Source organism: Dysgonomonas termitidis (assembly GCF_042654545.1).
Lineage (GTDB): Bacteria > Bacteroidota > Bacteroidia > Bacteroidales > Dysgonomonadaceae > Dysgonomonas > Dysgonomonas termitidis.
On the sequence record NZ_JBHSGN010000094.1, the window covers coordinates 36,257 to 59,372 of the forward strand.

General features: G+C 38.9%; 22 protein-coding genes. 6 read left to right on the forward strand and 16 right to left on the reverse strand.

Annotation, left to right across the window (positions count from 1 at the left end):
• Positions 1-16: 16 nt before the first annotated feature.
• The 5 genes from ACFO6W_RS16115 (at position 17) to ACFO6W_RS16135 (ending at position 4,816) form a co-directional block, all read left to right on the forward strand.
• The gene (locus tag ACFO6W_RS16115) at positions 17-322 is read left to right on the forward strand and encodes a helix-turn-helix domain-containing protein (RefSeq protein WP_379998271.1); all 306 of its coding nucleotides are present in this window, start codon (positions 17-19) and stop codon (positions 320-322) included.
• A complete protein-coding gene (locus ACFO6W_RS16120) occupies positions 319-609 on the forward strand; it encodes a helix-turn-helix domain-containing protein (protein WP_379998273.1) in 291 nt (96 codons plus the stop codon). Before ACFO6W_RS16115 ends, ACFO6W_RS16120 begins: the two co-directional genes overlap by 4 nt.
• An 813-nt stretch (positions 610-1,422) precedes the next feature.
• Complete coding sequence (locus ACFO6W_RS16125) at positions 1,423-2,616, forward strand: site-specific integrase (RefSeq protein ID WP_379998275.1); 1,194 nt, start codon at positions 1,423-1,425, stop codon at positions 2,614-2,616.
• A gap of 158 nt (positions 2,617-2,774) precedes the next feature.
• Complete coding sequence (locus ACFO6W_RS16130; protein WP_379998277.1) at positions 2,775-3,485, forward strand: hypothetical protein; 711 nt, start codon at positions 2,775-2,777, stop codon at positions 3,483-3,485.
• A 137-nt stretch (positions 3,486-3,622) separates the two neighbouring features.
• Positions 3,623-4,816 (forward strand): site-specific integrase, encoded by a 1,194-nt coding sequence (locus tag ACFO6W_RS16135; RefSeq protein ID WP_379998279.1) that lies wholly within the window; start codon positions 3,623-3,625, stop codon positions 4,814-4,816.
• A 1,468-nt stretch (positions 4,817-6,284) separates the two neighbouring features.
• On the opposite strand, the gene ACFO6W_RS16140 is transcribed toward ACFO6W_RS16135, so the two are convergent.
• The 4 genes from ACFO6W_RS16140 to ACFO6W_RS16155 all read right to left on the reverse strand — a co-directional run bounded on the left by ACFO6W_RS16140 (position 6,285) and on the right by ACFO6W_RS16155 (position 12,656).
• Positions 6,285-7,613 carry a hypothetical protein gene (locus tag ACFO6W_RS16140; protein WP_379998281.1) on the reverse strand — a complete coding sequence of 443 codons (1,329 nt, stop codon included), beginning with the start codon at positions 7,611-7,613 and terminating at the stop codon, positions 6,285-6,287.
• 52 nt (positions 7,614-7,665) lie between these two features.
• Positions 7,666-10,143: a DUF4116 domain-containing protein gene (locus ACFO6W_RS16145; protein ID WP_379998283.1), complete on the reverse strand. Its 2,478-nt coding sequence runs from the start codon at positions 10,141-10,143 to the stop codon at positions 7,666-7,668.
• Between the two features lie 24 nt (positions 10,144-10,167).
• Positions 10,168-12,039, reverse strand: a complete 1,872-nt coding sequence (locus ACFO6W_RS16150; protein ID WP_379998285.1) for a hypothetical protein — start codon at positions 12,037-12,039, stop codon at positions 10,168-10,170.
• 182 nt (positions 12,040-12,221) lie between these two features.
• Positions 12,222-12,656 (reverse strand): TraQ conjugal transfer family protein, encoded by a 435-nt coding sequence (locus tag ACFO6W_RS16155; RefSeq protein WP_379998287.1) that lies wholly within the window; start codon positions 12,654-12,656, stop codon positions 12,222-12,224.
• A 42-nt stretch (positions 12,657-12,698) separates the two neighbouring features.
• On the opposite strand from ACFO6W_RS16155, the gene ACFO6W_RS16160 reads away from it, so the two are divergent.
• Positions 12,699-12,983, forward strand: a complete 285-nt coding sequence (locus tag ACFO6W_RS16160; protein WP_379998289.1) for a YciI family protein — start codon at positions 12,699-12,701, stop codon at positions 12,981-12,983.
• Here the strand turns inward: ACFO6W_RS16160 and ACFO6W_RS16165 are convergent.
• The 12 genes from ACFO6W_RS16165 to ACFO6W_RS16220 form a co-directional block, all read right to left on the reverse strand.
• Complete coding sequence (locus ACFO6W_RS16165) at positions 12,980-13,555, reverse strand: conjugal transfer protein TraO (protein ID WP_379998291.1); 576 nt, start codon at positions 13,553-13,555, stop codon at positions 12,980-12,982. The genes ACFO6W_RS16160 and ACFO6W_RS16165 overlap by 4 nt on opposite strands.
• Positions 13,556-13,558: 3 nt before the next feature.
• Entirely contained in the window at positions 13,559-14,554 is a 996-nt protein-coding gene (traN, locus tag ACFO6W_RS16170; RefSeq protein ID WP_379998293.1) for a conjugative transposon protein TraN, read from the reverse strand.
• A gap of 46 nt (positions 14,555-14,600) precedes the next feature.
• On the reverse strand, positions 14,601-15,908 hold the full coding sequence (gene traM / locus ACFO6W_RS16175; RefSeq protein WP_379998295.1) for a conjugative transposon protein TraM: 1,308 nt from the start codon (positions 15,906-15,908) through the stop codon (positions 14,601-14,603).
• Entirely contained in the window at positions 15,886-16,233 is a 348-nt protein-coding gene (locus ACFO6W_RS16180) for a hypothetical protein (RefSeq protein ID WP_379998297.1), read from the reverse strand. Before ACFO6W_RS16180 ends, traM begins: the two co-directional genes overlap by 23 nt.
• A 255-nt stretch (positions 16,234-16,488) precedes the next feature.
• Complete coding sequence (locus ACFO6W_RS16185) at positions 16,489-16,770, reverse strand: TraL conjugative transposon family protein (RefSeq protein WP_379998300.1); 282 nt, start codon at positions 16,768-16,770, stop codon at positions 16,489-16,491.
• A gap of 12 nt (positions 16,771-16,782) precedes the next feature.
• Positions 16,783-17,406 carry a conjugative transposon protein TraK gene (gene traK / locus ACFO6W_RS16190; protein WP_379998302.1) on the reverse strand — a complete coding sequence of 208 codons (624 nt, stop codon included), beginning with the start codon at positions 17,404-17,406 and terminating at the stop codon, positions 16,783-16,785.
• 35 nt (positions 17,407-17,441) lie between these two features.
• Positions 17,442-18,524, reverse strand: a complete 1,083-nt coding sequence (traJ, locus tag ACFO6W_RS16195; RefSeq protein ID WP_379998304.1) for a conjugative transposon protein TraJ — start codon at positions 18,522-18,524, stop codon at positions 17,442-17,444.
• Positions 18,525-18,526: 2 nt separating this feature from the next.
• Positions 18,527-19,156, reverse strand: coding sequence for a DUF4141 domain-containing protein (locus ACFO6W_RS16200; protein ID WP_379998307.1), 630 nt, complete (start codon positions 19,154-19,156; stop codon positions 18,527-18,529).
• A gap of 90 nt (positions 19,157-19,246) precedes the next feature.
• Positions 19,247-20,188, reverse strand: a complete 942-nt coding sequence (locus ACFO6W_RS16205; protein ID WP_379998309.1) for a fimbrillin family protein — start codon at positions 20,186-20,188, stop codon at positions 19,247-19,249.
• Between the two features lie 61 nt (positions 20,189-20,249).
• The gene (locus tag ACFO6W_RS16210; RefSeq protein ID WP_379998311.1) at positions 20,250-21,200 is read right to left on the reverse strand and encodes a fimbrillin family protein; all 951 of its coding nucleotides are present in this window, start codon (positions 21,198-21,200) and stop codon (positions 20,250-20,252) included.
• Between the two features lie 94 nt (positions 21,201-21,294).
• On the reverse strand, positions 21,295-22,176 hold the full coding sequence (locus ACFO6W_RS16215) for a fimbrillin family protein (RefSeq protein ID WP_379998313.1): 882 nt from the start codon (positions 22,174-22,176) through the stop codon (positions 21,295-21,297).
• The gene (locus ACFO6W_RS16220) at positions 22,176-23,102 is read right to left on the reverse strand and encodes a fimbrillin family protein (protein ID WP_379998315.1); all 927 of its coding nucleotides are present in this window, start codon (positions 23,100-23,102) and stop codon (positions 22,176-22,178) included. Before ACFO6W_RS16220 ends, ACFO6W_RS16215 begins: the two co-directional genes overlap by 1 nt.
• Positions 23,103-23,116 lie beyond the last annotated feature (14 nt).

A 23,116-nucleotide genomic window follows, 5' to 3' on the forward strand; every position in this document is an offset into this window, starting at 1 on the left:
TTTAAATAAAGAAACTATGGAAGAAGAATTTATCATGATTAAAAAAAACGTTTTTAATAAAATGCTGTATCGTATAAATCACCTCGAAGGATATGTCAAAATATTATGTTTAAGGCATACTCCGCCTGATTTATTAACATGGTTAGACACACAACAAGTTTGTTCAATTTTAAGTATTGGTCCTAAAGCGTTGCAAAAGTACCGGGATGCTGGCAAAATCGGATTCTCACAAGTGGGAAGAAAGAATTTTTACCTAAAAAGTGATATAGAAGTATTTTTAAAAACAATAGTTAAAGCAAAAAATAAATATAATAAACTATGAAAAGAATAGCTGAAAATGATGCTAGAGTTTTCTATTTCTTCAACTCTATTGATCGTATATTGAATCAACTCAGAACTCTTTCCAAAGACTGTAAACTAGGGTTAAACGGTGACCGTTATATGACTGATGAAGAATTGTCAAAATATTTGAGAGTAAACCGACGTACATTAACAGATTATCGTAAAAATGGAGTATTGCCTTATATAAATTTTGGTGGTAAGACTTTATATAAAGAATCTGAAATTCAGGAAATCTTGGATAAATCTTATTCTCCTAAAAGAAAATAATTGAGGCTCATTACATCATGTGATCAATAAAATTTTAATCAATGATAAAATATCCTGCTACTAGAATTCGGCAGGATATTTTATTTAAAACAAGCACAACTTCCAACCCATCTTTCTCCTAAATCTCGACTGATAGTATAAGCATTTATTTCGTCTTCATCATCCTATTTTGTTAAATTAAAGGTCTTCTGCACGAAAACCTACCCCATTATATATCTTAATGTTCAGTTTATTTTTCAATAGCAATTAATACAACGGTTTCTTTGTCTTAGAGTTTTCTCAAATATTTCAGATATCACGGTTGAAAAGATCTATTCATTTATCTAAAGTAGGACAATAATGCCCATAACATTAATTACTAAAAGAGATTATAATTGAGATAAAGTATCCTCCTCATTTATATTCATAAGGTCTTTTTTTTTAATATTTAACTTATATTTATCCACTTTACATTTAGCTTTCAAATACTTATTTATCAGTTTTGTATAGGTTTTTCAGCTCTGGAAATATACCCTACTTCCCTCAATGGTAATAGGTTTTCTATGTTATTCAGTATATGAAGAAAAAGTCATCAATTTAACACATATTGAAATGCCCTAAAATAGAGATAAGTAGACATTTTTAGGGACTGAAAGGCCTGGTTCTGCCTGGGACTACACACGATGAATAATAAACAGAAAGTAGTTTTCAGGAATTCTACAAGAAGCACAAAATCAATCGATTGATTGTTTTAACGATTAATAGTTAAAATCGATTTTTCCATGAGTTTACACTTGTTCGTTTGACTATTGTTTAACTACAAACAATTGAGTCATGAGAGCATCCATTAAAATTTTCCAACGTAACAATTACAGTACAAAAGATGGTAAACGTCAGTTGTGTTTAAGGTACACATCTTTTAGACAAACAACTTTTATAGGGTTAGGTATATCTGTTCATCCCAGACACTGGAGCCAAAAGCGTTCAATGGTTCTGTCGGGGGAAAGAAACTATTTACATTACAACCGCATTATTGAAGAAGAATACTGCAAAGCCGAGAACATCCTTCTGGCTCATTTCTATAAGCCCTTATCCACCAAAGAATTTGTTGATAAATTCCGGGATAAGTATTATGGCAATACAGATTTTTATGTTTTTATAGAAAAAGAACTGGAATTGCTCCAATCTACCCGTGCAAAGCAAACCCTCTCCAATTACCGTAACCTGCTCAATAAGATGAAGGAATGGAAATCCATACTGACCTTCAACGAAATCACCCTTGAATTTATCCAACGTTTTCATGATCATGAAATTAAGGAAGGTAACTTGCTGTCCACGATCTATAAGAAGCATGCAAACTTTAAATTTCTGTTGGGTTTGGCCATTGATAAAGAACAACTTGTAAAGAATCCTTACGAAAAATTTGAGATCAAGAAAATCACGAAGGCACAGAACAACGATGTACTGACAGAAGAAGAGCTGAAGATATTGCAGCAAGCATATGACGCAGAGCAATATACAGAAGGCAAGCGTGAGGTGTTAAGGGATTTCTTGTTTAGCTGCTACACCAGTTTATCTTATGCCGAATTTCATAATGTTACTTACGATGATTTAAAGCCTGTAAGACTAAAAAAAGAAAATACAGAAGAAATGTATCAATTGCTCAGCAATGAGCGTCAGAAAACGGGCGTACCATATAAAATACCCATAGTTTCGCCCGTCGTAGAGCTGCTAATGGAACGAAAAGCCGGAGATACGGATACTTCCCGGAAGATCTTTTTGCCTTTGGCCAATCAGCCTACCAACAGATACCTTAAGGAAATAATGAAGGATCTGGGAATTAATAAGACGATGACTTTCCACCGGGCCCGGCACACCTTCCGAACGATAGCTGCGAAAAAAGGTGTCAGAGATTCAATAGCCGAGCGTACCATGGGGCATGCAGAAGGTAATGACATCCAGGATATATATACTCACCTGCATGATGAAGATATTGTCCGGGAGATGTTAGATAAATGGGTTGTATGAGCTTGTAAAGCAGACCCGACACGAGGCTAATAATACATAAAGGCATAGGTTTTAGACCTATGCCTTTTTTTCTGGCAATTAAAATGCGCTGCAGAAATGATGTCCAGTCGGTACAAATCATTATATTTGGAGAAAATGTATATAAAACAATAATAACAATGCAAGCAAAAGATATTCTATACCTGAAATTGCGATATAGCTTTGAATCCTCTACAGGAAGTTCTTATATGGAAGGTTTTGATTGTTACACACAATATGCAATTGATGTCTACGGATGTGATTCCGCAGATATTGACGAAGATACGAAGGAAGTCTTAATCGGAAAAGCTCGGGTGTCTTTGTTCTATCTAGGATATCTCATCAATAACGGACTTCTTTTGGAAGATCTCCTATCGAATTCGAGTAGTGATGCATGTGGATATGTCGGTGATTTTATCATGGACAGAAAAACCGGAGAGTTAAAACCTGAATTTGACGAATTGCTTGCTGAGAATGGTAATTTTAACGTCTTGTATATAAATGATATCGTTCTGTTTCCTGAATATCGGGGTTACGGCTATGGAAAATTCATCATAAAGGACATCCTCTGCCGGTTTGACGGTACTGTAGGCTTGGTGCTTGCCATTGTGTATCCATTGCAGTTAGATACATCCTCTATGCAACCTGCAATGCAATATCACCGGATGGATCAGGACCTTGAATATTCTTCATTTAAGCTTTATGGATATTTTCTGGATCTTGGGTTTGAGCAGGTCGAAAGGACGAATTATTTTTATATTAATCCTTGTAAAGTCAATGAAAAGCTGAATGCGATTGATTTGGAACAGCTTTTTGATGAAGAGTATTATGGTAATATATTAAAACAGTAACCATGCACAGGATATATTTATGTTAACTACGACAAATTACGACAAATAGAGACAAATCGCGTAAGTTAATATCCTCATGTATTTCTTTTATTTATATATGTGGCATTTTTTATTCATTAACAATCAATGTAATCAGAATGAAAGCCACATTAAAAGTAATACAACGTCTCAGTCACGAAGCAAAAGACGGCACGTGCCCGGTTTGCCTGAGGTATACATCCTACAGGCGTGTCACTTACATCGGTCTGAATATATCAGTACATCCGAAGCATTGGAGTGATAACAAAAAAATGGTTTTGGCTAGCCACAGGGACCATTTACTATACAATAGGATTATACAGGAGCAATACACGAAAGCACAGACAATTATCCGGGACCACTTTATTAAGCCATTGCGAGTTGGAGTGTTTCTGAACAAGTTTAAAGATAAACTATATGGCAATACAGATTTTTATGTTTTTGCGGAGAATGAACTGAGGTTTTTGGAATTAACCAGAGCCAAACGCACAATAGCCAATTATCGTAATTTTCTTAACAAGATGCAAAAATGGAAACCTGTCCTGACTTTCGATGCAATTACACTGGACTATATAAAGAAGTTTCATGAATACGAAATCCAATCCGGGAATTTGTTGAATACTATTTATAAAAAACATTCCAACTTTAAATTTTTTCTGGGGATTGCTGTCGATAAAGGAATCCTGGATAAGAACCCTTATTCTAAATTTAAAATTAAAAAGATTACCCAGGCTCAAAACAATGATATACTAAATGAGGATGAATTAAAAATATTGCAGAAAGCTTATGATTTAGGTAAATATAAAGGCGGTAGACGTGAAGTGTTAAGAGGCTTCCTCTTTAGTTGTTACACTTCTTTGTCTTATGCAGAGTTTTATAATGTCACCTATGATGATTTGAAGCCCGTTGTGCTGAAAGAAGATAAGAATGATGATATATGTCTTTTATTGAGTAATAATCGTCTTAAAACGGGTGTAAAGTATAAAATACCAATAGTCTCTTCCGTGGTAGAATCCTTATTGGAACGAAAGAATAAAAAAACATATCTGCCAATATTTTACCCTTTATCTAATTGGCGAACCAATCAGCATCTGAAAGAGATAATTGCAGAATTGAGTATTAACAAGACGATTACTTTCCATCGGGCCCGGCATACCTTCCGGACCATAGCAGCGAAAAGAGGCATTAGGGATGGTATTGCCGAACGTATTATGGGGCATGCAATAGGCAATAATATACAGGATATTTATATGCACCTGGATGATGAAGATATCGTAGCGGAGATGAAAGCTAAATGGATCGTAGCTCCATAATTGCAATATAAGCTACAGGAAAGAACCGTATTGCTTGTCTGTATAGTTTGTGTCATACTCTTATTTATGATGTTAAATAAGAGTATGACAATTTATTTAACAATTATACCAGTAGACTGTAAAATTTCATTTTCTGCCAATAAAGCAATCGTATTTTTCTCCTATTTTTGCCGGCTTTCTTTTTAATATATTTATATCAACTCAAATAAAACTGATAAATATCCATCAAGCATAATACAAACTGCAAACAAAATCTTTCTAAAAGATGGCTAGACTCAAGGAAGTATTTTTACAAATATAAAAATACCAAATATATAGTATGTTATTTGTGTCGTTAAAAAAAACAAATAATAGCTTTTTTAGTCGATTTCTTATAAGTTCCTTTAGGCTGATAATTGAATCTGTAGATTGTTTTACAAAACAGTTGTTATTTTTTGTTTCATCAGGTGTGTAGTCTGTAATTTAGAAGATATTGTAATCTAAGAAAAAAGAATACGACCGTATAATAGTCTAAATTTTGTGTAAATTGAAAATGGAATATCTTGTTATTAATGTTATAATAGCGAATAATATTTTCAACCTTTTCTATTTTGGGGTGGCGTACATGTAAACAATTTATTGAATAATGGACGCTTCCGAATGTATTCCACGGTATCGAAACCCTTGCCCTCTTTCAGAATATCAACTAATCCCCAATATGAAAGGAAACAGTCAAAAGTACGCCAGCAACTATAAAGAATGATATTACTGTATGGAAAAGATGGGGAGGAAAATGTTATATTATAATTGGAAAATATCAAGGATTATCATCTCCAAGTGAAAATATTGATTATATTGAGATTTCAAATGCTGGTAATATTGTAATTGCTTATGATTCTATAAATATTAATCGATTGAATATCAAATGTGGTAATCAAATACAAGTAAATAGCATCAATTACATATTTAAGATATATAAAACTTCAGATTGGGATCTATTTGATCATGAGTATTTTGATATTAATAGTATATATGGTTATATCTCTGTGGATATTAAAGAAAACTCTGTTACAAAAGATGGTGAATTATTAAAAAGAGGTAATCTTTTTGGTTGGTAATGTATATATATCTTAAAGGACTTCTAAGTTTCTATAATACGTTATCCTCAGACACATTGCCCCCGCTTAATCTTTCGATAGTGGGGCAATTATATATCCTAATATGATTTTTATAGCATGACGTTCTCGTGTACACAAAAACACATCTTGCATTACAAAATAAACAAGACTTTTTAAGCCACAGGAAACCCATGTACAAATGCACATGTACATGTACATTATGGCAAAATACCACATGGCAATATAGTATAAACACATTTGTACATATTGAATAAATATATTTTGACATGATGAAAAGTTTACAATCAGCTATTAATTTTGTACGGACAAAAACACATCTTCATTACGAAATAAACTTGAGCGGATATATATCATATTCTCCTCCCTTTTTTCCTATTAAGATCATCTTTGGTTAATACTTGATTTATATTGCCAGATTGGGTTGGAGCGATTAGAAATCGGTTCAATTCTTTGTCATAAAAAAGACTACTGTTTGAATAGATTTTGCTCCCGCTTTTTACTTCTAAAAATGTTTGCGACCCACCACTGTATAGATTTCGAACTTGTTCAAATGTCAGATTTACTTTCCCTGTCAATATTTTTTCAAGCCTCTCGTTAAAGCTGTAAATATTCTTTCCATTCTTTATTTCCATAGGAACCAAGTTCTTTATCCCGGCATTTCGGTTAGCCAGTACCGCTTTCAGGCAGAAATCGGGATTTTTTAAGAACACAGGCACAACCGCCATAGCTTTGTAAGTATTCTTTATAGCAGACAAACATAACTCCTCATTGATTTGTTTTGGCGGAGCGTAAGCCAATAGAATCCCGTCTAAGGCTATGGCCTTTTCTGTCATCTCCTTACTTTTATATAAATTGGGAAAATGCTTATAGGCATTATGATCCCATTCAAAGAGCTTATCACACATACCGGCGGACATCACCTCTTTGTTTACGATTGTCTTTGCCATAGCTTCCCCGCTAACGGACATTTTATTAAATTGCCGGATTACTTCATTACAAATGAAAGTATAAGGTATATGTGCTAATACATGGTAACTTTCATTTTTAGTGTCATCAACCGCTCCTTTAACAGCCATACGGCATAACTCCTCACTTTTAAATTTGAAAGGCACATACTGCAGGGCCATATAGTCATTTTCAACAGCCTTTAGGCATATTCCGGCATTCAATCTTTCCTGAGGTATATATTGCAAGGTATTCCCTTCTATACATACACAGGAGTCAATAGTATCTTTGGATAGCATATAATCCGGTATATGACGTATATTATAAGGATCTATCCTTATTGCTTCCCGGCATACCCCTACAGTCTTTCTATAATCGGGCAACAATTCCAGTGAATTATAACCTATGAACTCCATATCTTCAAACTGCTGTTTCATCAATTCACTCAACCTGAGCCTGGGTATCTGTTCAAAAGATTGTTTAATGCCCAGTTTGTCGAATTCCGGCTGATCCATATATGCACTCAGGTTCCTTATCTTATTCTGAAAAATAAAAACGACAGGCTCCTTACTTTTACTAAACCGCTGAAAATAATTAACCATGTTTTCCTTGTTGCCATCAGCGATAAATCCCATATGGTTCAACTGGTCGATCCGGTGCTTTGCATCAATTGCCGGTGCATCACAGATCAGGAAATAATAATTTTTTTCCTGTATGTCTATATTTGTTTCCATGATTTTTTGTCAGATAAATGTGAATAATCGGATGAAGAATAATTATTACCTGCTATATTCTTCTTCCTTTCTTAGACCGGGAATTATCCGTATCAGACATGGCTGTTTTATTATCCTGTTTTTGGCTACGGGCAATAACAAACCTGTCCTTTATACCGTTATATGATAGAAACCTGTTATTGAATATTTGCCCGCCGCTCTTTACTTCTTTTACCAATGCAGAACCGCCCTGATAGATTCCCTGCACCTGATCAAAGTTCAGCCTATCTTTACCGGTCAGTATTTTTTCCAGTCTCTCATTAAAACTATATATGTTTTTATTCCTTTTTATATCTTCAGGAACATCCTCTTTTAGCCCGGGATTTTTTTTCGTCGCCATTAAATATAATTCAGCTGTACGTCGATTCTGAGGAATAAGAAGTATTGCAGCCGGAAACATAAAAACAGCCACTTCACAAAGCTTTTGCGAACAATATCTGTCCGGGGTTAGCATCAGGATATCTCTTACTTTATGTGTATGGTAAAGAGCAAGCAGGGCAAGCTCTTCGTTTCTAAGTCTTTCAGGAACAAAGTCATAGCATGCACCATCAGCCATGACTGCTTTTTTTGCGATTTCTTCATTGTAAGCATTTTCATTTATGGAAGAATAGAGTGGTATCGATTCGGTCTTCGATTTAAATTTCTCAATCGCATTTAGTATGATGTCGGGAAATGGGATGTCCGGCATAATACGGTAATTTTTAATATTTGCCGGCTTTTCGCAATTATCCAATGCTGTTTGACAAATTTGTTTGGTCTTCTTTCTTTCCGGAACAAATTCCAGCTGGTATCCATCCCTTTCGACTGCTGACAGGCACATCTGATAGCTTCTTTTTTTTTCGGGTACCCATTTTAATGCTGTTTCGTTAGTCTCTACGGCAAGTTTGTATATCTTTTTTGTTCTCAGGTGTTCGGGGATATAATCGAACACTTCACCAAAAGCTCCCGTCTCTTGAATGGCTTTCAGGCATAAACCTTCCGTTTTCAGATTATCCGGCACGAATTTGAAGCAATTTACATCCAGATCGACAGCCAATTGAACAATATCGGGATTTAACACATCCTTTCGTATAGCTGTAAAGACTTCATACACATCGATTTTTCCGGCTGCTTCTTTGAGGTACTCCAAACAAACTTTAGGAAACGGAACATAGGCAACAAGCCCTAAATGTCCGTATCCCAGATCCGGTGAGGCATCTTTAGCAGCAAGGCACATTTGGGGAGTTTTCATCTCTTCAGGTACATGCTGTAACATCCATCCGTTTATTTTAACCGCTTCATCGTAAAACCCGGCAGTTCTGATTTCCTGAGGAATAAGCCCAAAGCAATCGATGTCCTGCTTTATCGCTTCCAGTGCAATTTCCTGGTTAATTATTTTGTCAGGAAACCTTTTTGATACATCGGTGGCATCATTAATATCTACGGCATCTTTAAAGATATTCAGACAAATATCAGGGTAGGGGATATACTTTGCTATTGAATAACCTTCATAACCTATATTTAAAACCTGACTTAATGCCGAGCAACACATGTCTTTTGTCCTTTTATTCTCCGGGACAAACTGCAAAGCCCAGCCGTCATTCGCGATGGCAGCCTCGAATAGTTCGTCAGAATGGAATTCCTGCGGGACATACTTCAACGCCATACCATCATCATTAACGGCATTCAGGCACATTTCTGCGGAAATAAACTCACCGGGTATAATTTCCAGGGACATTCCATCCCTGCGGGCCATCGCCTCGGCGATTTTCTGATTGATTGCAAATACAGGCACATGCTTTATGTTGTCATAATCGGCATCAATAGCTGCAAGAATTACACTTTCCGTTTTACAGTATGTAGGTAAACCTGAAAAATGGCCTGTCATGCGGAAGTCGTTCTTCACAAGATAAATGTCCCTTTCATGCTTCCTGACCAGATCACTTAACCTTTCAGTCCTGATTTCCTCACCCGGCAATATTCCGAGTTTTTGCATTGCTTCTTTCCCGATTGTATTTTCGGAACCGTATATTTTATGATTCAACACCAGAAACCTGTCGGTTGGCCACGGATAATTAACCAGGCCTTCCAGCTCATTTTCATAGATTAAGCCCAACCGGCAACACTGTTCTGCAATTTCCGTTCGGGGCAGGTCTTTATTTGTTTCCAACCAGTAGAAATCATAGATATTATCTTTCAGCAGTTCTTCTATTTCCACAGATGGTATTTTATCAACAGCTGGCAGCCCAAGTATTTTCAGCATTTCAGCAGGGGAAATACCAGATAAATTCTCCGGCTTCTTCTCCGATACACCATCAGTCCATGTCCAGGCTTTTTTATTGTGAACCAATAATGTAATTTGACTGACATCTTTCTCTTTTAAATCATTAAAATATTCGTTCTCGTCAAAAACCGGCTTTATATCTAATCTGCGGAATAATCGAAAAGCAGAGGATATCTCCCCCGGATTAAGATTCAAAAAATAAGTCTGATTAATCATATTATTTTCCATAGTGTTAAACTATTAAATAGATATTTACATTTTTAGCCCTTTACCTTTATCCGGAATTGTATTTTTCTGTTTATTTTCATTACTCTTTGTATCCCGGACACTATCATAATAATTTAAGGATTCTTTTTGTGAGTTATATTCAATTTCCACTTTCCGTGGAATCTGGTTTGTAGGTTCGGTATAATCGATTTCCACTTTTTTCCCTTCGTACAAGTCCTTGACCTGCGAAAAATTTAGTGACACTTGTTCCTCGACCAGCATACCAAACCTGTACATATTCAGTTTCAGATCATTTACAATAGATTCCGGCACATATTTCTGTAGTGATTCATCCTGTTTAACAGCCATCAGGCATAATTCCGGTGTCTTCTTGTCTTCCGGCAATAGTTGGCGGATTGCCTCGGGAAATTTGTTCACGAGTTCACTACATACTTTATCACTCATAGAGTCTTTAGGTATCGCATAAAGAGGTTTCATATCCCCTGTACCTCTTATTGCCTCTATACAAATGTTTTCATCCTTCAGATGAAACGGGATATCAGGAAGGCATCCCGCATCCCGTTTTATTAATTCCATTGCCATAGGGGTGTTTATGACATCACGTTCTATATATGTCAACAACATTATTGGTGAACAATCTTTGTATCCCTCAGACTTCAATGCTTCCAATATCAGGTTTGGATAAGGAATTGCACGAAGTATTCTGGCCTTATCCATTTCTTCCAATTCAGAAAACAGGGACTGCCTGCATATTTCTTCCGTTTTATACCTGTCGGGAACCTTATTCAATAAGATGGGATCAGTTTTCAATGCCGTAAATGCCATTTCTTCGGAAATAAATCTGTCAGGTATATCGTGTATTGACTCTTTATCGATTCGCATCGCAACATCGGCAATTTCCTGATTGAATACGTTTTTCGGGATTGACATAAATATTAGAGAGAATTCTGCGGGTTCTGTATATTTTCTGAGTAAATCGATACAAACACTGCTATAAGGGATATTTTCCACGAACGGCATCAGCCGCAAAGGGTCTTCAGTATCCTCTCTGATCCTTTCATAAGCTTCTATGCACATCTTTTCTGTTTTATATTTGTCAGGTATATAGCAAAAAGTATTACAGTCCCTTTTAAAAACATCCATGCATAGTGTCCTGTCAATTTTGTCGGTAGGAATAAACCCGAGGTTCTTAGGATTCATTTCAACGATATCGCTGATAAACTTCCGGGTTAAAAAATATCCGGGTACATCCTTTATGTTGAAAGGATTATCTTTTACAGCTTCCATACAAACCGGTAATGTGCGGCTAAAATAGGGGATGTAGCTCAGGCATCTTTCTTCCAATGCCTTGAGGTTTTTCCGCTGTCTGGAGATCAATTCGTCAATTGGTTCGGGTGGGTTATTAAAATTGTCCCAATCCAGTCCTATGGTATCCATTGTATCCAGTGTATGCTTTTTGCTGTTGCAGGGATATACGGTATTATTAAAAGCTAAAAATAAGGAACTGGGGTTCTTTGTTTCAAAATCTCTATAGTAAGATCTGTAATCCAGGCCTAATTCCAGCATCTTTTCAGTCGCTTTACCCATATTGTTCTCTGTTGTAAAAAAGAAGGCGGAGTAATGCCCGTTGGACATCCTGAACCGGTCATCCTCTACATCGCTCATTGTATAGACAGGTATTTCCACGTTTTCTCTGTAAGCTTGCGGGAAATCAAAATCGTTTACAATTCTCTTACCGGAGATACACCACTGCTTATTTTCACGATCATGCAGGATATTGGACTTTTTAATATCATCAGCATCTATCTCCAGCCGGTCGAGCAATCGCTTTCTTTCAGGGGGATCTAAATCCGGTACCAGATAATAATTTCCATAAATATTTATATTGTTATCCATTTTATAAGTATTAAATTATCCGGACGGCAAAAGAGACGTCCGGACAAATGATTATTCAACTTCTTCACCCCACAGCTCAATATCCGTAGGAGCATTCCGTATGCTTACAGCCATCCATATCCATGATATAAACTGATAAGCTACTAAAAAATAGTATGTTGCATTCATCTTTCAGTTCTAGTTTATTCGTTATTGTTCTCGTCCTTACTGTCATAGTTGAAACTAAGGTTTAACGTGAAGCTATTTCCTTCTGAATCAAAGAAGTAAATGTCGATGTTGTTTTGCTCTTCCGATCCGGCGGTGAAAAAGAGCCTGAATGTTTCCCTGTCCAGGTCGTAATAATCGTTTGGCAGGAATATGGTTCCGTCGTCGAGCCGTAATGTACCCTCCCCATCAGTTTGGAAATAACGAAGTTTGTATGCCGTATTTTTATAATATCCGCTGCGTTCTATCTGGCACCGGATTTCGGCAGTTTCTCCGACTTTGAGCTTTTGGGGTACCGGAAGGTAAGTAACCTTGAATTCATAAGACTGCTTAAGATCAAGATCGCTGCTACAGGCACATGCGATACATGCAATCAGTATCGTGTATATTATATATGCTGCTATTTTTCTCATATTGATTTATAATTTTTTAATTTTACGTCAAAATTGATCGCTATGTTTATTTTCATTCTAACCTATCAAAAACCGCTTAATGAGGTTGAAAAATATCTGGGTATGCACCGCACTTACCTGGATATAAATTATAAAGAAGGACATTTCATTGCTTCAGGACCTCAGGAACCTCGTACCGGAGGTGTTATCCTATGCAGGGCGGTAACAAAAGAGCATGCTTTAGAAATAATGAAAGCCGATCCTTTTTATATCAATAAGATTGCAACCTATGATATTATCGAATTTCTTCCAACCAAATACGCTGATGGTTTTCAGCGGCTTATCTAATTGATAATAAACTTTACACCCACGTTCAACTGGAAATGAAAATCCGCAACGGAGGATGAGGGCAGAAACCGTTCCCTGGCTCCGACAAGCAAAACGAGCCTGTCAGCCAGATAGGTTTCCGATTCAAGAGTGATAGCTCCTCCATAAAGGAAATTATCTTCGTTTTGGATAGTCGTTCCGTCTTTCAACACTTCTTTCCCCCAATTGACTGTTTCGTAACCGCCTAATAATGAAATTCCCAGAGATAAGTATACTGTTTTGGAATTATCAGATAAGAACTTAAAATAATGTCCGGCTTCCCCGGTGAACTGTGAAACGGGAATATACATATCCCCATACCGGTGGTTTTTCTGTAAATATTCCCCACCGAATACCCATCTGTTCCCGCTCCTGGTATAAGTAGCCAGTGCAGCACCCAAAGAAAATGCCTGTCCGTCCTGTTTGCTGAGCTTAAAGCCATCTACTGCCCCTGCTGTGACCTGTATCCCTTTCATTCCCGGAAGATAACGCTGGGCATGTGCCTGCCCTAAAAAGGCAAGGCACAATACTGTAATTAATATCCTGATCTTCATAACTTATCTTATTTTAAGTTCATTGATACGCTCGGCCCTGACCAGATCTTCGTTTTCAATGACAAAAGACTGGTTTCGCCCTCCGTTTTGTTCATAGAGGTCAAATACGAGCTGTTTACCGTTGGGTATCGTGATTTTTTGAATAGCCAGTACGGTGCGTTCCACAGCCTGTCCGTTCACCCGTGTCACATAATTATGGGCGCGAACAGGGACAATAAGGGTTTCCTGCACGGCAGTCCTCTTGGCTACTTTCTTATCGACAATTTTCATGCGGATAAAATCGATATCATAAGGCACGTTTGTTGAGTTTTTAATCTGGGTATGCAAATACAGCATGCCGTCATAGGCATAAATACCCTTCAATAGAAACTGGATACCGAATTTTTTACTGCCGATATGCTTATAGATACGCTTATCATTGTCATAAATGGACTTCATGATCAGTTTGACCAGCTTTGGGGTTTCCTTGCCTAATTCAGAGAGATAAATATCCAGCGAGTTGTTCGGACGGTTGACGGCTTCCCCGTCATGAGTGAAATCTTTCAGCTCGATATTCAGTTTTTGGGGTTCATCCGCATATTTGACATTGAACGAATAAAAACTACCTTCATCGGTGACTACCGAAAAATTCGTTTCAGTCGAAAAATCCCTGATCGCAGCTTTTACACGCAGGATATTATCCACTCCGTCCGCTTTTCCGGCAACAATATTGGCAGAACCCAGATCCACATAAACAATCGGGGAGGGGAATATCAGATGAACAGTCTTGTCAAAAGTGACCTCGATGCCGTGTGGCGGAATCATCCGGTCATACATGATCTTACGGGTAAGTCCGTAATATAAGTCACCCGAAGACGGGTTGATTCCTGTTCTTATACCGTCCGATTCGGGAGATTCCTGTGCCTGCTTTTCCGTAACAGGATTGTTTTCTTCTGTATTCTGTGCAAAAGCCGGTATGGATAATACCGCTAAGAATAATGCTATAATTAAATTTTTCATATGCCTATTTTTATTAATTAAATGTTTATTGGATTATTTAAATCGATCACTGTTTTTCAGGATAGAGTAAAACCTTATGGCCCGCTTTAAGATTTATCTTTACCATCCTTATTTTCTTGGCAAAAAGCTGTGATGCCCCCTGTATAACACCTTTTGTCAGGTCGGAAGCGATTTGTGCACTTGCGCTTTGAGTCATGGTAAAACTTTGTCCCATACTGTTGCCCATATTGGCGGCAATTTCCTTAAGTGCATCCAGTTCCATAGAAGCAGGTATATATACTCCCTTGGTACCGTCCGTATCATAAATACTTATCTTAACCGGATAGATAGCTCCATCATATTCTATGGATGATACCTGTAAACCGAGCCGCTCTCCCTGCAGGTTGGCGTTGGCTGTGAGGATTGTATTGACAGGGATGGTCACATCATCGATAATAATCGCTTCCAATAGCCTCAAAAATACACTTTGTCCGCTCATTACCGTCTGGTCACCATGTATGCAGGCCTTAATTGTATTCTTATCCGCTTTGCTTTCCTGACTTTTAAGCGTATTAAACCCGAAATTCCTGGGTTGATCATACAAGGTTATCAACTCGTCATTCGAGTAATCCTGCCTTAAAGCCGATACTGTCCTGTCGCGAGCCTGCCTGACTGGAGAAATCGTCACCTTTTCATTTCCGTTCTTAGATGATCTGACAATCTTATTTTTCATATCCTGCGCACTCAGGCCTTCGCTGATATTCTCAGTAAAAGCCGTTTCATTCGGGTATTGAACATTACCGGCAGTCTGTGTCTGTGGCATATACTTTGCCGCCAGTTCATAAGATTTCTCCATTAAAGCGATCTGCTCATCCATTGAGGACTGCTTGCTTTCTTTTTCAGTAAGCTTATCCTCGAGTTCCTGCATCTTTTTCTTCATTTCCTCTTTTTCCGGATCATAGGCCGGTTTTTCATAAAATGTGCCCAGAGTCCGGTTGATATCCCTGTAAGAGGAAACCGAGTTTCCGATAGCAGCATGCCTTTCTGATTGCTGCTGAGGTTTTAATTCCTGTTCAGGTAAATCGATCCCGTCGTTATTATTCTCCCGGGATTTGAGCATGGATGAATAATCCTGCAGGTTCACCATATCTTTAGAATTCCTCTCTTTGAGGCTGGCCTGTTCATAAGCATCCCTTTTATCCTCAATGATTTCGTTATTGGTCGGGTCTGGAATCTTATCATTATAACCGATACCCAGCTTCTCTTTCTCCTTCTCATCTGACGATGGTTTGAAAATCAACCAGATGCATGCGGCAAAGGCAATGCCCATCAGGGCGAATACCGCATATTTCTTAAGCTTTTGCCTGTTGTTCATAATATTTCAGTATATCATTTAAAATATTGCGGATGCTATCCTGTTCAATCCTTTTTTTATCTTCCGGTAAAGAGTTAACCGGGCTATCAATTAGCTCAGTCGGGTTTAAAGAGTCGATCCGTAAAATAATCGTATTGAATTTCTTATCGATATTTTCCTCGATCCTTTCGATTTGATCCCTGTAGTCCCAAAACAGGAATACACTCCTGTCATACATATCGGATAATTTTATTCCTGCCCATATAACCCCACCGCAGACAAGCAGAATAAGGATTGTCAGGATACCTATCCTTCGTTTGATGTTTTGTTCATTGTTAAAGCTCATAATTAGTCGTTTTAAAGATTTATAATACTGTCAGGATCTAGTCCGCAGCTTAACAGATACTCATTTCTTATACTGTCAAAAGCACTCTTTGAGGGGTTTTCTTCAGGTAAATATTTTTCCTCCGGGGTATTGGAGTCAATACCTAGAGAGATTTTCTGCCTGTTAACAGGAACTGAAAACAGGATGTCCAGAAAGATTCCTGTCAGCGTACAGCAAAACAGTAGCAGTATCCAGTTCCGTAAGATTTTATTACAATTAATCCGTTTCATCAGAACCTCCTTTCAGTGAATCACCGGGATATGTATTATCAGATGTTATTATTTCCGGTTGTCCGATATGACGGATGTTCAGAGTGTTGTTACCGTTATTACTACCCATACTCTGTATAGCCCTGAAAGTCATATATAAATTGGCCAGGGTTCCGACAAGCAATATGGACAGGATAATGACAAGTTTTTTTTCAGGAGTAATTTCCCCGACTATCTTTTTGAAGATATCTTCAAAGGCATAGCCTATTTCCTTTATCCTTTCTTTCATAGCCTGAAAATTTTAGCGTTTAATAACCCGTATATCCTTATTTTCCTTCACCTCGAAGCCTTCGATAAAGAATCCATGCGGATTATTCTCCGAACGGGACGAATTCATCAGTTTGCAGTTGGTTACCAGGCTTCTTTCGGTAATGTTGCTTTCCCTGATAATCATTTGCCTGGCATAAGTATTTACATCATACGGATATACGCTGAAATTGCAGATGATACTATCTACCTGTATATTCTGGATAATATTTCCTGAGATAAGCCGGTTATAGTAACCCTTTTCCGAGAGGTCTTTGTAGTAGTTGAACGCACTGCGGTCTGCCAGTAACAAAGCCCTTTGTATATTACTTTCGATGGCACCTTTTTCCGGAGCCAGGGTAAAGAACAGCTCATGGAACCGTTTGACATGCTCACGTGCTTCAACCGGACGGTTCTGTGACAAATCCTGTGACAGAGCCAGCATCAGGGATTTCCCATTGTCCAGCACATAGATCTTTTGCCGCTGTTTTTCGGCAAAATCGTAAGCGCTATAGATGGAGTAGCCTGTAATACCTGCACAGAGGCAAATAAATATAATGGCAAAAACCCGGAGTTGCCTGAAGCTGGTTTCTATATTCAATAATGATTTAAACTGCATATTCTAATTGTTTTAATAGAATTGATAATTGCTTGTTAAGAGTTGTTTTGCCTGTTCTGTCTGCGGTTTTTTATACTTCTGACCAAAGCTCCTGCTCCCTGTTTGAGTTTTCCGCCGATAGCCCCTACACCTTTACCTGCCTGCCCGGCAATATTACCAGCGGCAGCTCCGGCAAGACCTCCGGCAAATGCTCCCCCTTTCATCGCCGCAGTATTAATACCCCTGCTCATGGCACCTCCGCCTCCGGCCTGTACAATCCATCCTGCAACCGTAGGAATAGTGAAATATCCGATAATCCCGATAATCATAAAGATGATATAAATTGCATCAGAAGAATCCAGTGAAAAGTCCGGGTCTTGCCTCATACGAATAATATCATTCTTGAGCATTAATACTTGTATACGGGCCAGGATACTGCTGAACAGGTCGGAAACCGGCAGCCACAGGTATACGGATATATAGCGCATCAGCCAACCGGTCAGGGAAGACTGGAAACCGTCCCATACTGCAAAGGCAAAAGCAATAGGCCCCAGGATGGCAAGGACGATCAGGAAAAAGGTCCGGACTACATCAATTACAAGAGCAGCTGCCTGGAATAATAGTTCAAGTAAATTCCTAAGGGCTTGTTGCAGCCATTTTTTTAACTGGAACATCCCCCTGTCGATATATAATCCCGCCTTAGATCCCACATCGGTAATGCCCAGCTCACTGAGTCTGGCTTCGAAAACATCGTCATCGACCAGGTAAGCCGTCTCCGGATTCCGTCTTTTAATCTCATATTCGAGTTGGTCACGTTGCTCTGCATATTGTTTCATATCCATGGTTTGTGTTTCTAACATGCCATGTGTACCTTGTACAATGGGACTCATCACACTATTTATTGTTCCGATAACAATTATAGGAAAGAACATAATACAAATACCGATGGCTATAGGGCGAAGTAGAGGAAACACATCGATGGGTTCCGCCCTGGCTAATGACTGCCATACACGGTATGCGACATAAAACAATGCACCCAGCCCTGCAATTCCTTTAGCTACCCCGACCATATTGCCGCATAAAGGCATCATATCGTCATATAGCTGTCGTAAAATCTGATGTAAATTATCGAAGTCCATAATTACCAGTATTTTTGGTTATCATTTCCGTATAGGGAGAGAATTCGCTCGGTTTCGCCTTTCTTTTTGGCTCTGAGATAGGAAACGCCTATGTTCTTATTGGTATAATAATTGACCAGGTTTTTGTAATTAAGGGCTTCTTTATAGCAATGGTCCACGACATCCATTCTGTCCTTATCACTTAATGACAGCGTCGAAATATTGACGACGGTCTTAATCTGATCCAGGACAATACTGCTTTCTTCCAAAAGGATAGCATAACCTTCGGCTATTGCATTTAGTTCCTCGATGCTAAAGTTCGGATCGGAGAGCATTTTCTGGAAACTGTTAACATATATGTCGGATATTTCACCAACTAAAAGGATTGTTTTCTGAACCTTTTTTGCGTCTTTAACCAGGTTATTTACAGACTTTAATGCGTCATAATATTCCTTGCCTTGGGAGTATACTTTTTGAACTTCTTTAAAGTTATTTAACATATTAGAGGCCGTCGAGGACGTTTGAACAATCTGGCGGGTCGTATTGACTATTCCCTGAGCCAGGTTGGAGGGATCTGCTACCACCCATTGTGCATGCATATTTGTTGTGAAGAGCAAAAGGCTCACACACAACATAAAAATCTTTGTTTTCATGTTGCTGATTTTAATTATTAAATAGCTGTTTAATCAGGGGCTATACTATGTTCTGAAGGTATAGCCCACTGGTTTATTTAAAGATTCATATTATTCAAGAAAAGCGTTTCCACCTGTCCCGTTTATCCAATCGGCAATTTTCACTTCACCGATACGTAGTTCATTCCCGTTGAGCAAGACGTCGTATGTATATTTAGTTCCCTGTTTCCACTGTGTCCCGGCAGGTACTTCCCAAGAGAATTCCTTCCCGTCGATATCGAAAGTAATGATAACCTCTCCCCGTAATGATGTTGGTAAAGTCGGAATTAGTAAAAGTTTCATATAATCTTTCTCATCCGTTGATTTATCATCGGGGATCATCAAAAGAGATGTACTGTTTATCTGGACCGTCCTGTCTGTTCCAGCCAGATCCGAAATTTCTCCGGTTTGTATATTCAGTTTTCCGCTGTAATGAACAACAGTCTTGTCCGGAGCATTGTAAATGCGGATTGCTACCAGCTTTCCCTGCCAGGGATAATTGGCTTTATAAATATTGAATTGCACCAAAGTTAATGCATGGTTCATGGTCAGGTTTACCGTCCGGTTATCCTTGTTGATGGCTGCCTGTCCCGGAGTATGTGTTCCATACATGTAGTCTGTCTGTCCGCTTTGTACAGGTATTTCCACCCCGTTGATATTACTACTGTTATACGGGTAATAGGCGAATATCGTTGCATTATGCTCATACAGGTTTACCGCCGGGTTTTGTTTCCAGATATCCCCGGTCAGTGTTGAGAGGATATTTCGCGAAGCGGAAGACGAATAGTCATCACCCAGGTTTCCATTTGTTATAAATAGTCCGAGCTTGCTGTCTTCCGGAAAATCGGAAACGGGCCCGCTTTTCAGAAGACTTGCCATTTGGCTCAAACCTGTTTTTATTACCAGTTGTGAAGAACTGTCACCTATGGTTTCCACCGCATCATCCTGATTACAGCCAGTAAACCATATCATACATAATGAAAGGAATATGCTTTTAATTAATATTGTTTTCATTTCGAAATAATTTAAAATTGTTTTTTAATTTTTAGTGGATATTCGGCATTCTGCCTCATTTTTAGTACAGGTTTATTTCCCCTTTAGCACCTTCCGTCCATTCTGTGATGATAATATCGTCTATTACCAGCTCCGTACCATTGAAAGTGACATTGTACAGGTACTTTGTGCCTTGTTTCCAAGAAGTATTTACCGGAACCTTATAGTTGTAAATGGCCCCGTCAATAAAAAAACGAATTAAAATACTGCCGTCGGCAGATGTTTTATTTACAGGCATAACAAGGACTTCCTGCGGACTTGCAGTTTCATCCTCTGTAATGGTATATAGTCCATTTGCATTTTCAATAAATGCAGGATCATAATATCTGTCTATATAGGTCATCTCTCCCGAAGCAATATTAAGCGTAGCTGCACTTCTCAGGTCAATTCTTCCGCTGATGTTCGCCACTTCAATCCGTGTCAGCTTACCCTCACCGGGATAATTCATCTTACGGATATTGAACCGGAGTAATGTCAAGGCATGTTTCATACGTAAATGCAGATTCGGATTGTCCCTGTTAATATTACCCTGTCCTTCGGCATTGGTCCCATACATATAGTCCATCTGATTGGTATGGTATATATTCATATTGGCTGTGCCGTTTGTATAAGCCGCACCGTAGGGGTAAAAAGCAAATACGGCAGCAGGAGTTTCTCCCAGTTTAACACTAGGAGTCAATTCCCATTTGCCTGATTTGTATTCTGCCTTCACATTGTTATACGGCCCTTGCGGGTAGTCACTTCCCAATGTCCCGTTTGTTACAAACAGGCTTAGAGCCGATCCTTCAGGAAAACTGCTTAAAGCGGCTTTTGTGGAACGCAAACCTGTCTCAGCAGAAGTTATTTCCGTTTGGATGCGTAAATCCACTTTCTGCCCCTGTGACGGGTTAACAACTTCATCCTCATTGTTACAGCTTGAAAAACCAAATACTGTAGCGGAGACTACCGCCATTGCTATAAATAATCGTTTCATCTTATTAAAAAATTAGTTGTTTATAAATAAGCTGCTTCACAGTTTTTGGCGCCTTATTCCCATTAGGCAGCTTCGGGTTATTTATTATTATTGTTTATTCGTACCAGGGCAGGCTTATCCCGTCTGTTCCCGCATCTATCCAATCCTCTATCCGTACATCTAAGATTTCGAGCAGGCGTTCCTGAACCAGTACCTTATAGCTATATTTCTTCCCGCTTTCCCATTTGGTTCCGGCAGGTACGGGCCAGTGTGCTTTCAGGTTATCCGTGTAAAAGTCGACCAAAATATCCCCGTCACATTCTACCTGATCGACGGGCACGACCATCAATGACACTTTTGACCCGTCATAAAAATGATCGGAATTCAGTTGCCATCCGTAAATTATCGCCGGATCGTTCCATCCTTCCAGGTGTTCCATCCTTCCGGTAATAAGGTCCAACTTGGCTCTGCTGTAAAGGCCTTGTCCCTGAATGGAGATAAAATCCAGCTTTGCGGCTTGGGAAACATCCATCCACTCGAACTCAAATTCAATCAGTGCCAGTGCGTGCTTCATGGTAAGGGACAGTACCGGGTTAGAGCTGTTGACGCTGTGCCTTTCACTATACAGGTAATCCGTCTGGCTGGTATGCTCTATCTCAAAAGAGGTAGCCACATTATTTTGAAGATCGTAAGGATAAGTAGCATATATGTCCGTATTATTTTCAGCAAGGGATACAGGTGTTTGTAATACCCATGAACTATTTTTATAATTCAGCTTATTATAGCCTGTCCCTTGGGGACTGTTTATATGTAAGCCGATTTCATCCCCTTCTTCAAAGAAGGATTTCGATGTACCATCCGATGATTTTAGAGAAAAGCCGACTTCTGCAACAGATAAGAATTTTTCAGATCCTTCATTTATCCAACTCTCCGAGTCATTGCAAGCACAAAACAGGGATAGTAGCATCGTGATTGTAAAAAGATATTTCTTTTTCATTAGTACCTGCTTGTTTGGGTTAATACTACATTGATATTTCCTGTTTCTCCGGAAGATTTAAGTGACCTTGCCACGGGAACCATATCCACCTCATAGGTATATTTGTTTCCCGATTGCCAGCAAGTACCTGCTTTGACAGGCCATGTATAGATCCGTCCGTCGATCTCGAATTCAAAGAACAGGTCTCCGTCATTCCTTACAGGTTCGATGGGCATGACCAGAATACGGGCAAACTCTTCTTCGCCGGAATATGGCTCATAGAAATTCATATCCTCGGGCGTAATGGCGGCTTTGTCATAATAGCCATCCAGAATTGCTATCTCTCCGCTTTCGAGGTCTAATACCCCCTTGCTCCTGAGTTGTGATACCCCGTCCGCATTATTGATCGAAACCCTTTGCACGGAGCAGTCATGCGGATAATTGTTCCTGATAAATTTAAACTGTACTAAAGCCAGTACATGCTTCATCACTATATCCGCATAAGACTTATCCCGGCTTACATAGTCTCCTTCTGCCTGCCCGTGCATATAATCGGTCTGACTGATATGCTCCACCTCTACCTGTTTAGCCTCCAGGTTCGCATGGTCTTCCAGCCTGAACGGATAGTATGCGAACAGGCGTACCGGTTCACTGCTTAAGAATACCGGCTCCGACAGCCGCCATCCGTAATTTTCCCGTACTGCATGGGGAAAAGGATATCCCCTGTGGTATTCCTGCAGGTACAGCCCGATCGCATCGCCGTTTGTAAATTCACTGATTGTTCCGCTCAATGATCCGCCCCTTTCGTTATAAACCGCTACCGATTTCAGGTGCAGTTCCGTTTCATTCAGGGAACCACCGCCATCCGGCAGATTCTCGTCCGAACAGGAAAAGAATAGAGCAAGAGCAGAAAAGAATAATACCGTTATTATTAAAATCTTTTTCATAATCGTATTGATTA

What these genes read in the sequence shown, in the direction of transcription:
- ACFO6W_RS16115 (WP_379998271.1), top strand. Translation starts at nt 17, where the DNA reads ATGGAAGAAGAATTTATCATGATTAAAAAAAACGTTTTTAATAAAATG.
- ACFO6W_RS16120 (WP_379998273.1), top strand. Translation starts at nt 319, where the DNA reads ATGAAAAGAATAGCTGAAAATGATGCTAGAGTTTTCTATTTCTTCAAC.
- ACFO6W_RS16125 (WP_379998275.1), top strand. Translation starts at nt 1,423, where the DNA reads ATGAGAGCATCCATTAAAATTTTCCAACGTAACAATTACAGTACAAAA.
- ACFO6W_RS16130 (WP_379998277.1), top strand. Translation starts at nt 2,775, where the DNA reads ATGCAAGCAAAAGATATTCTATACCTGAAATTGCGATATAGCTTTGAA.
- ACFO6W_RS16135 (WP_379998279.1), top strand. Translation starts at nt 3,623, where the DNA reads ATGAAAGCCACATTAAAAGTAATACAACGTCTCAGTCACGAAGCAAAA.
- ACFO6W_RS16140 (WP_379998281.1), bottom strand. Translation starts at nt 7,613, where the DNA reads ATGGAAACAAATATAGACATACAGGAAAAAAATTATTATTTCCTGATC.
- ACFO6W_RS16145 (WP_379998283.1), bottom strand. Translation starts at nt 10,143, where the DNA reads ATGGAAAATAATATGATTAATCAGACTTATTTTTTGAATCTTAATCCG.
- ACFO6W_RS16150 (WP_379998285.1), bottom strand. Translation starts at nt 12,039, where the DNA reads ATGGATAACAATATAAATATTTATGGAAATTATTATCTGGTACCGGAT.
- ACFO6W_RS16155 (WP_379998287.1), bottom strand. Translation starts at nt 12,656, where the DNA reads ATGAGAAAAATAGCAGCATATATAATATACACGATACTGATTGCATGT.
- ACFO6W_RS16160 (WP_379998289.1), top strand. Translation starts at nt 12,699, where the DNA reads ATGTTTATTTTCATTCTAACCTATCAAAAACCGCTTAATGAGGTTGAA.
- ACFO6W_RS16165 (WP_379998291.1), bottom strand. Translation starts at nt 13,555, where the DNA reads ATGAAGATCAGGATATTAATTACAGTATTGTGCCTTGCCTTTTTAGGG.
- traN (WP_379998293.1), bottom strand. Translation starts at nt 14,554, where the DNA reads ATGAAAAATTTAATTATAGCATTATTCTTAGCGGTATTATCCATACCG.
- traM (WP_379998295.1), bottom strand. Translation starts at nt 15,908, where the DNA reads ATGAACAACAGGCAAAAGCTTAAGAAATATGCGGTATTCGCCCTGATG.
- ACFO6W_RS16180 (WP_379998297.1), bottom strand. Translation starts at nt 16,233, where the DNA reads ATGAGCTTTAACAATGAACAAAACATCAAACGAAGGATAGGTATCCTG.
- ACFO6W_RS16185 (WP_379998300.1), bottom strand. Translation starts at nt 16,770, where the DNA reads ATGAAAGAAAGGATAAAGGAAATAGGCTATGCCTTTGAAGATATCTTC.
- traK (WP_379998302.1), bottom strand. Translation starts at nt 17,406, where the DNA reads ATGCAGTTTAAATCATTATTGAATATAGAAACCAGCTTCAGGCAACTC.
- traJ (WP_379998304.1), bottom strand. Translation starts at nt 18,524, where the DNA reads ATGGACTTCGATAATTTACATCAGATTTTACGACAGCTATATGACGAT.
- ACFO6W_RS16200 (WP_379998307.1), bottom strand. Translation starts at nt 19,156, where the DNA reads ATGAAAACAAAGATTTTTATGTTGTGTGTGAGCCTTTTGCTCTTCACA.
- ACFO6W_RS16205 (WP_379998309.1), bottom strand. Translation starts at nt 20,188, where the DNA reads ATGAAAACAATATTAATTAAAAGCATATTCCTTTCATTATGTATGATA.
- ACFO6W_RS16210 (WP_379998311.1), bottom strand. Translation starts at nt 21,200, where the DNA reads ATGAAACGATTATTTATAGCAATGGCGGTAGTCTCCGCTACAGTATTT.
- ACFO6W_RS16215 (WP_379998313.1), bottom strand. Translation starts at nt 22,176, where the DNA reads ATGAAAAAGAAATATCTTTTTACAATCACGATGCTACTATCCCTGTTT.
- ACFO6W_RS16220 (WP_379998315.1), bottom strand. Translation starts at nt 23,102, where the DNA reads ATGAAAAAGATTTTAATAATAACGGTATTATTCTTTTCTGCTCTTGCT.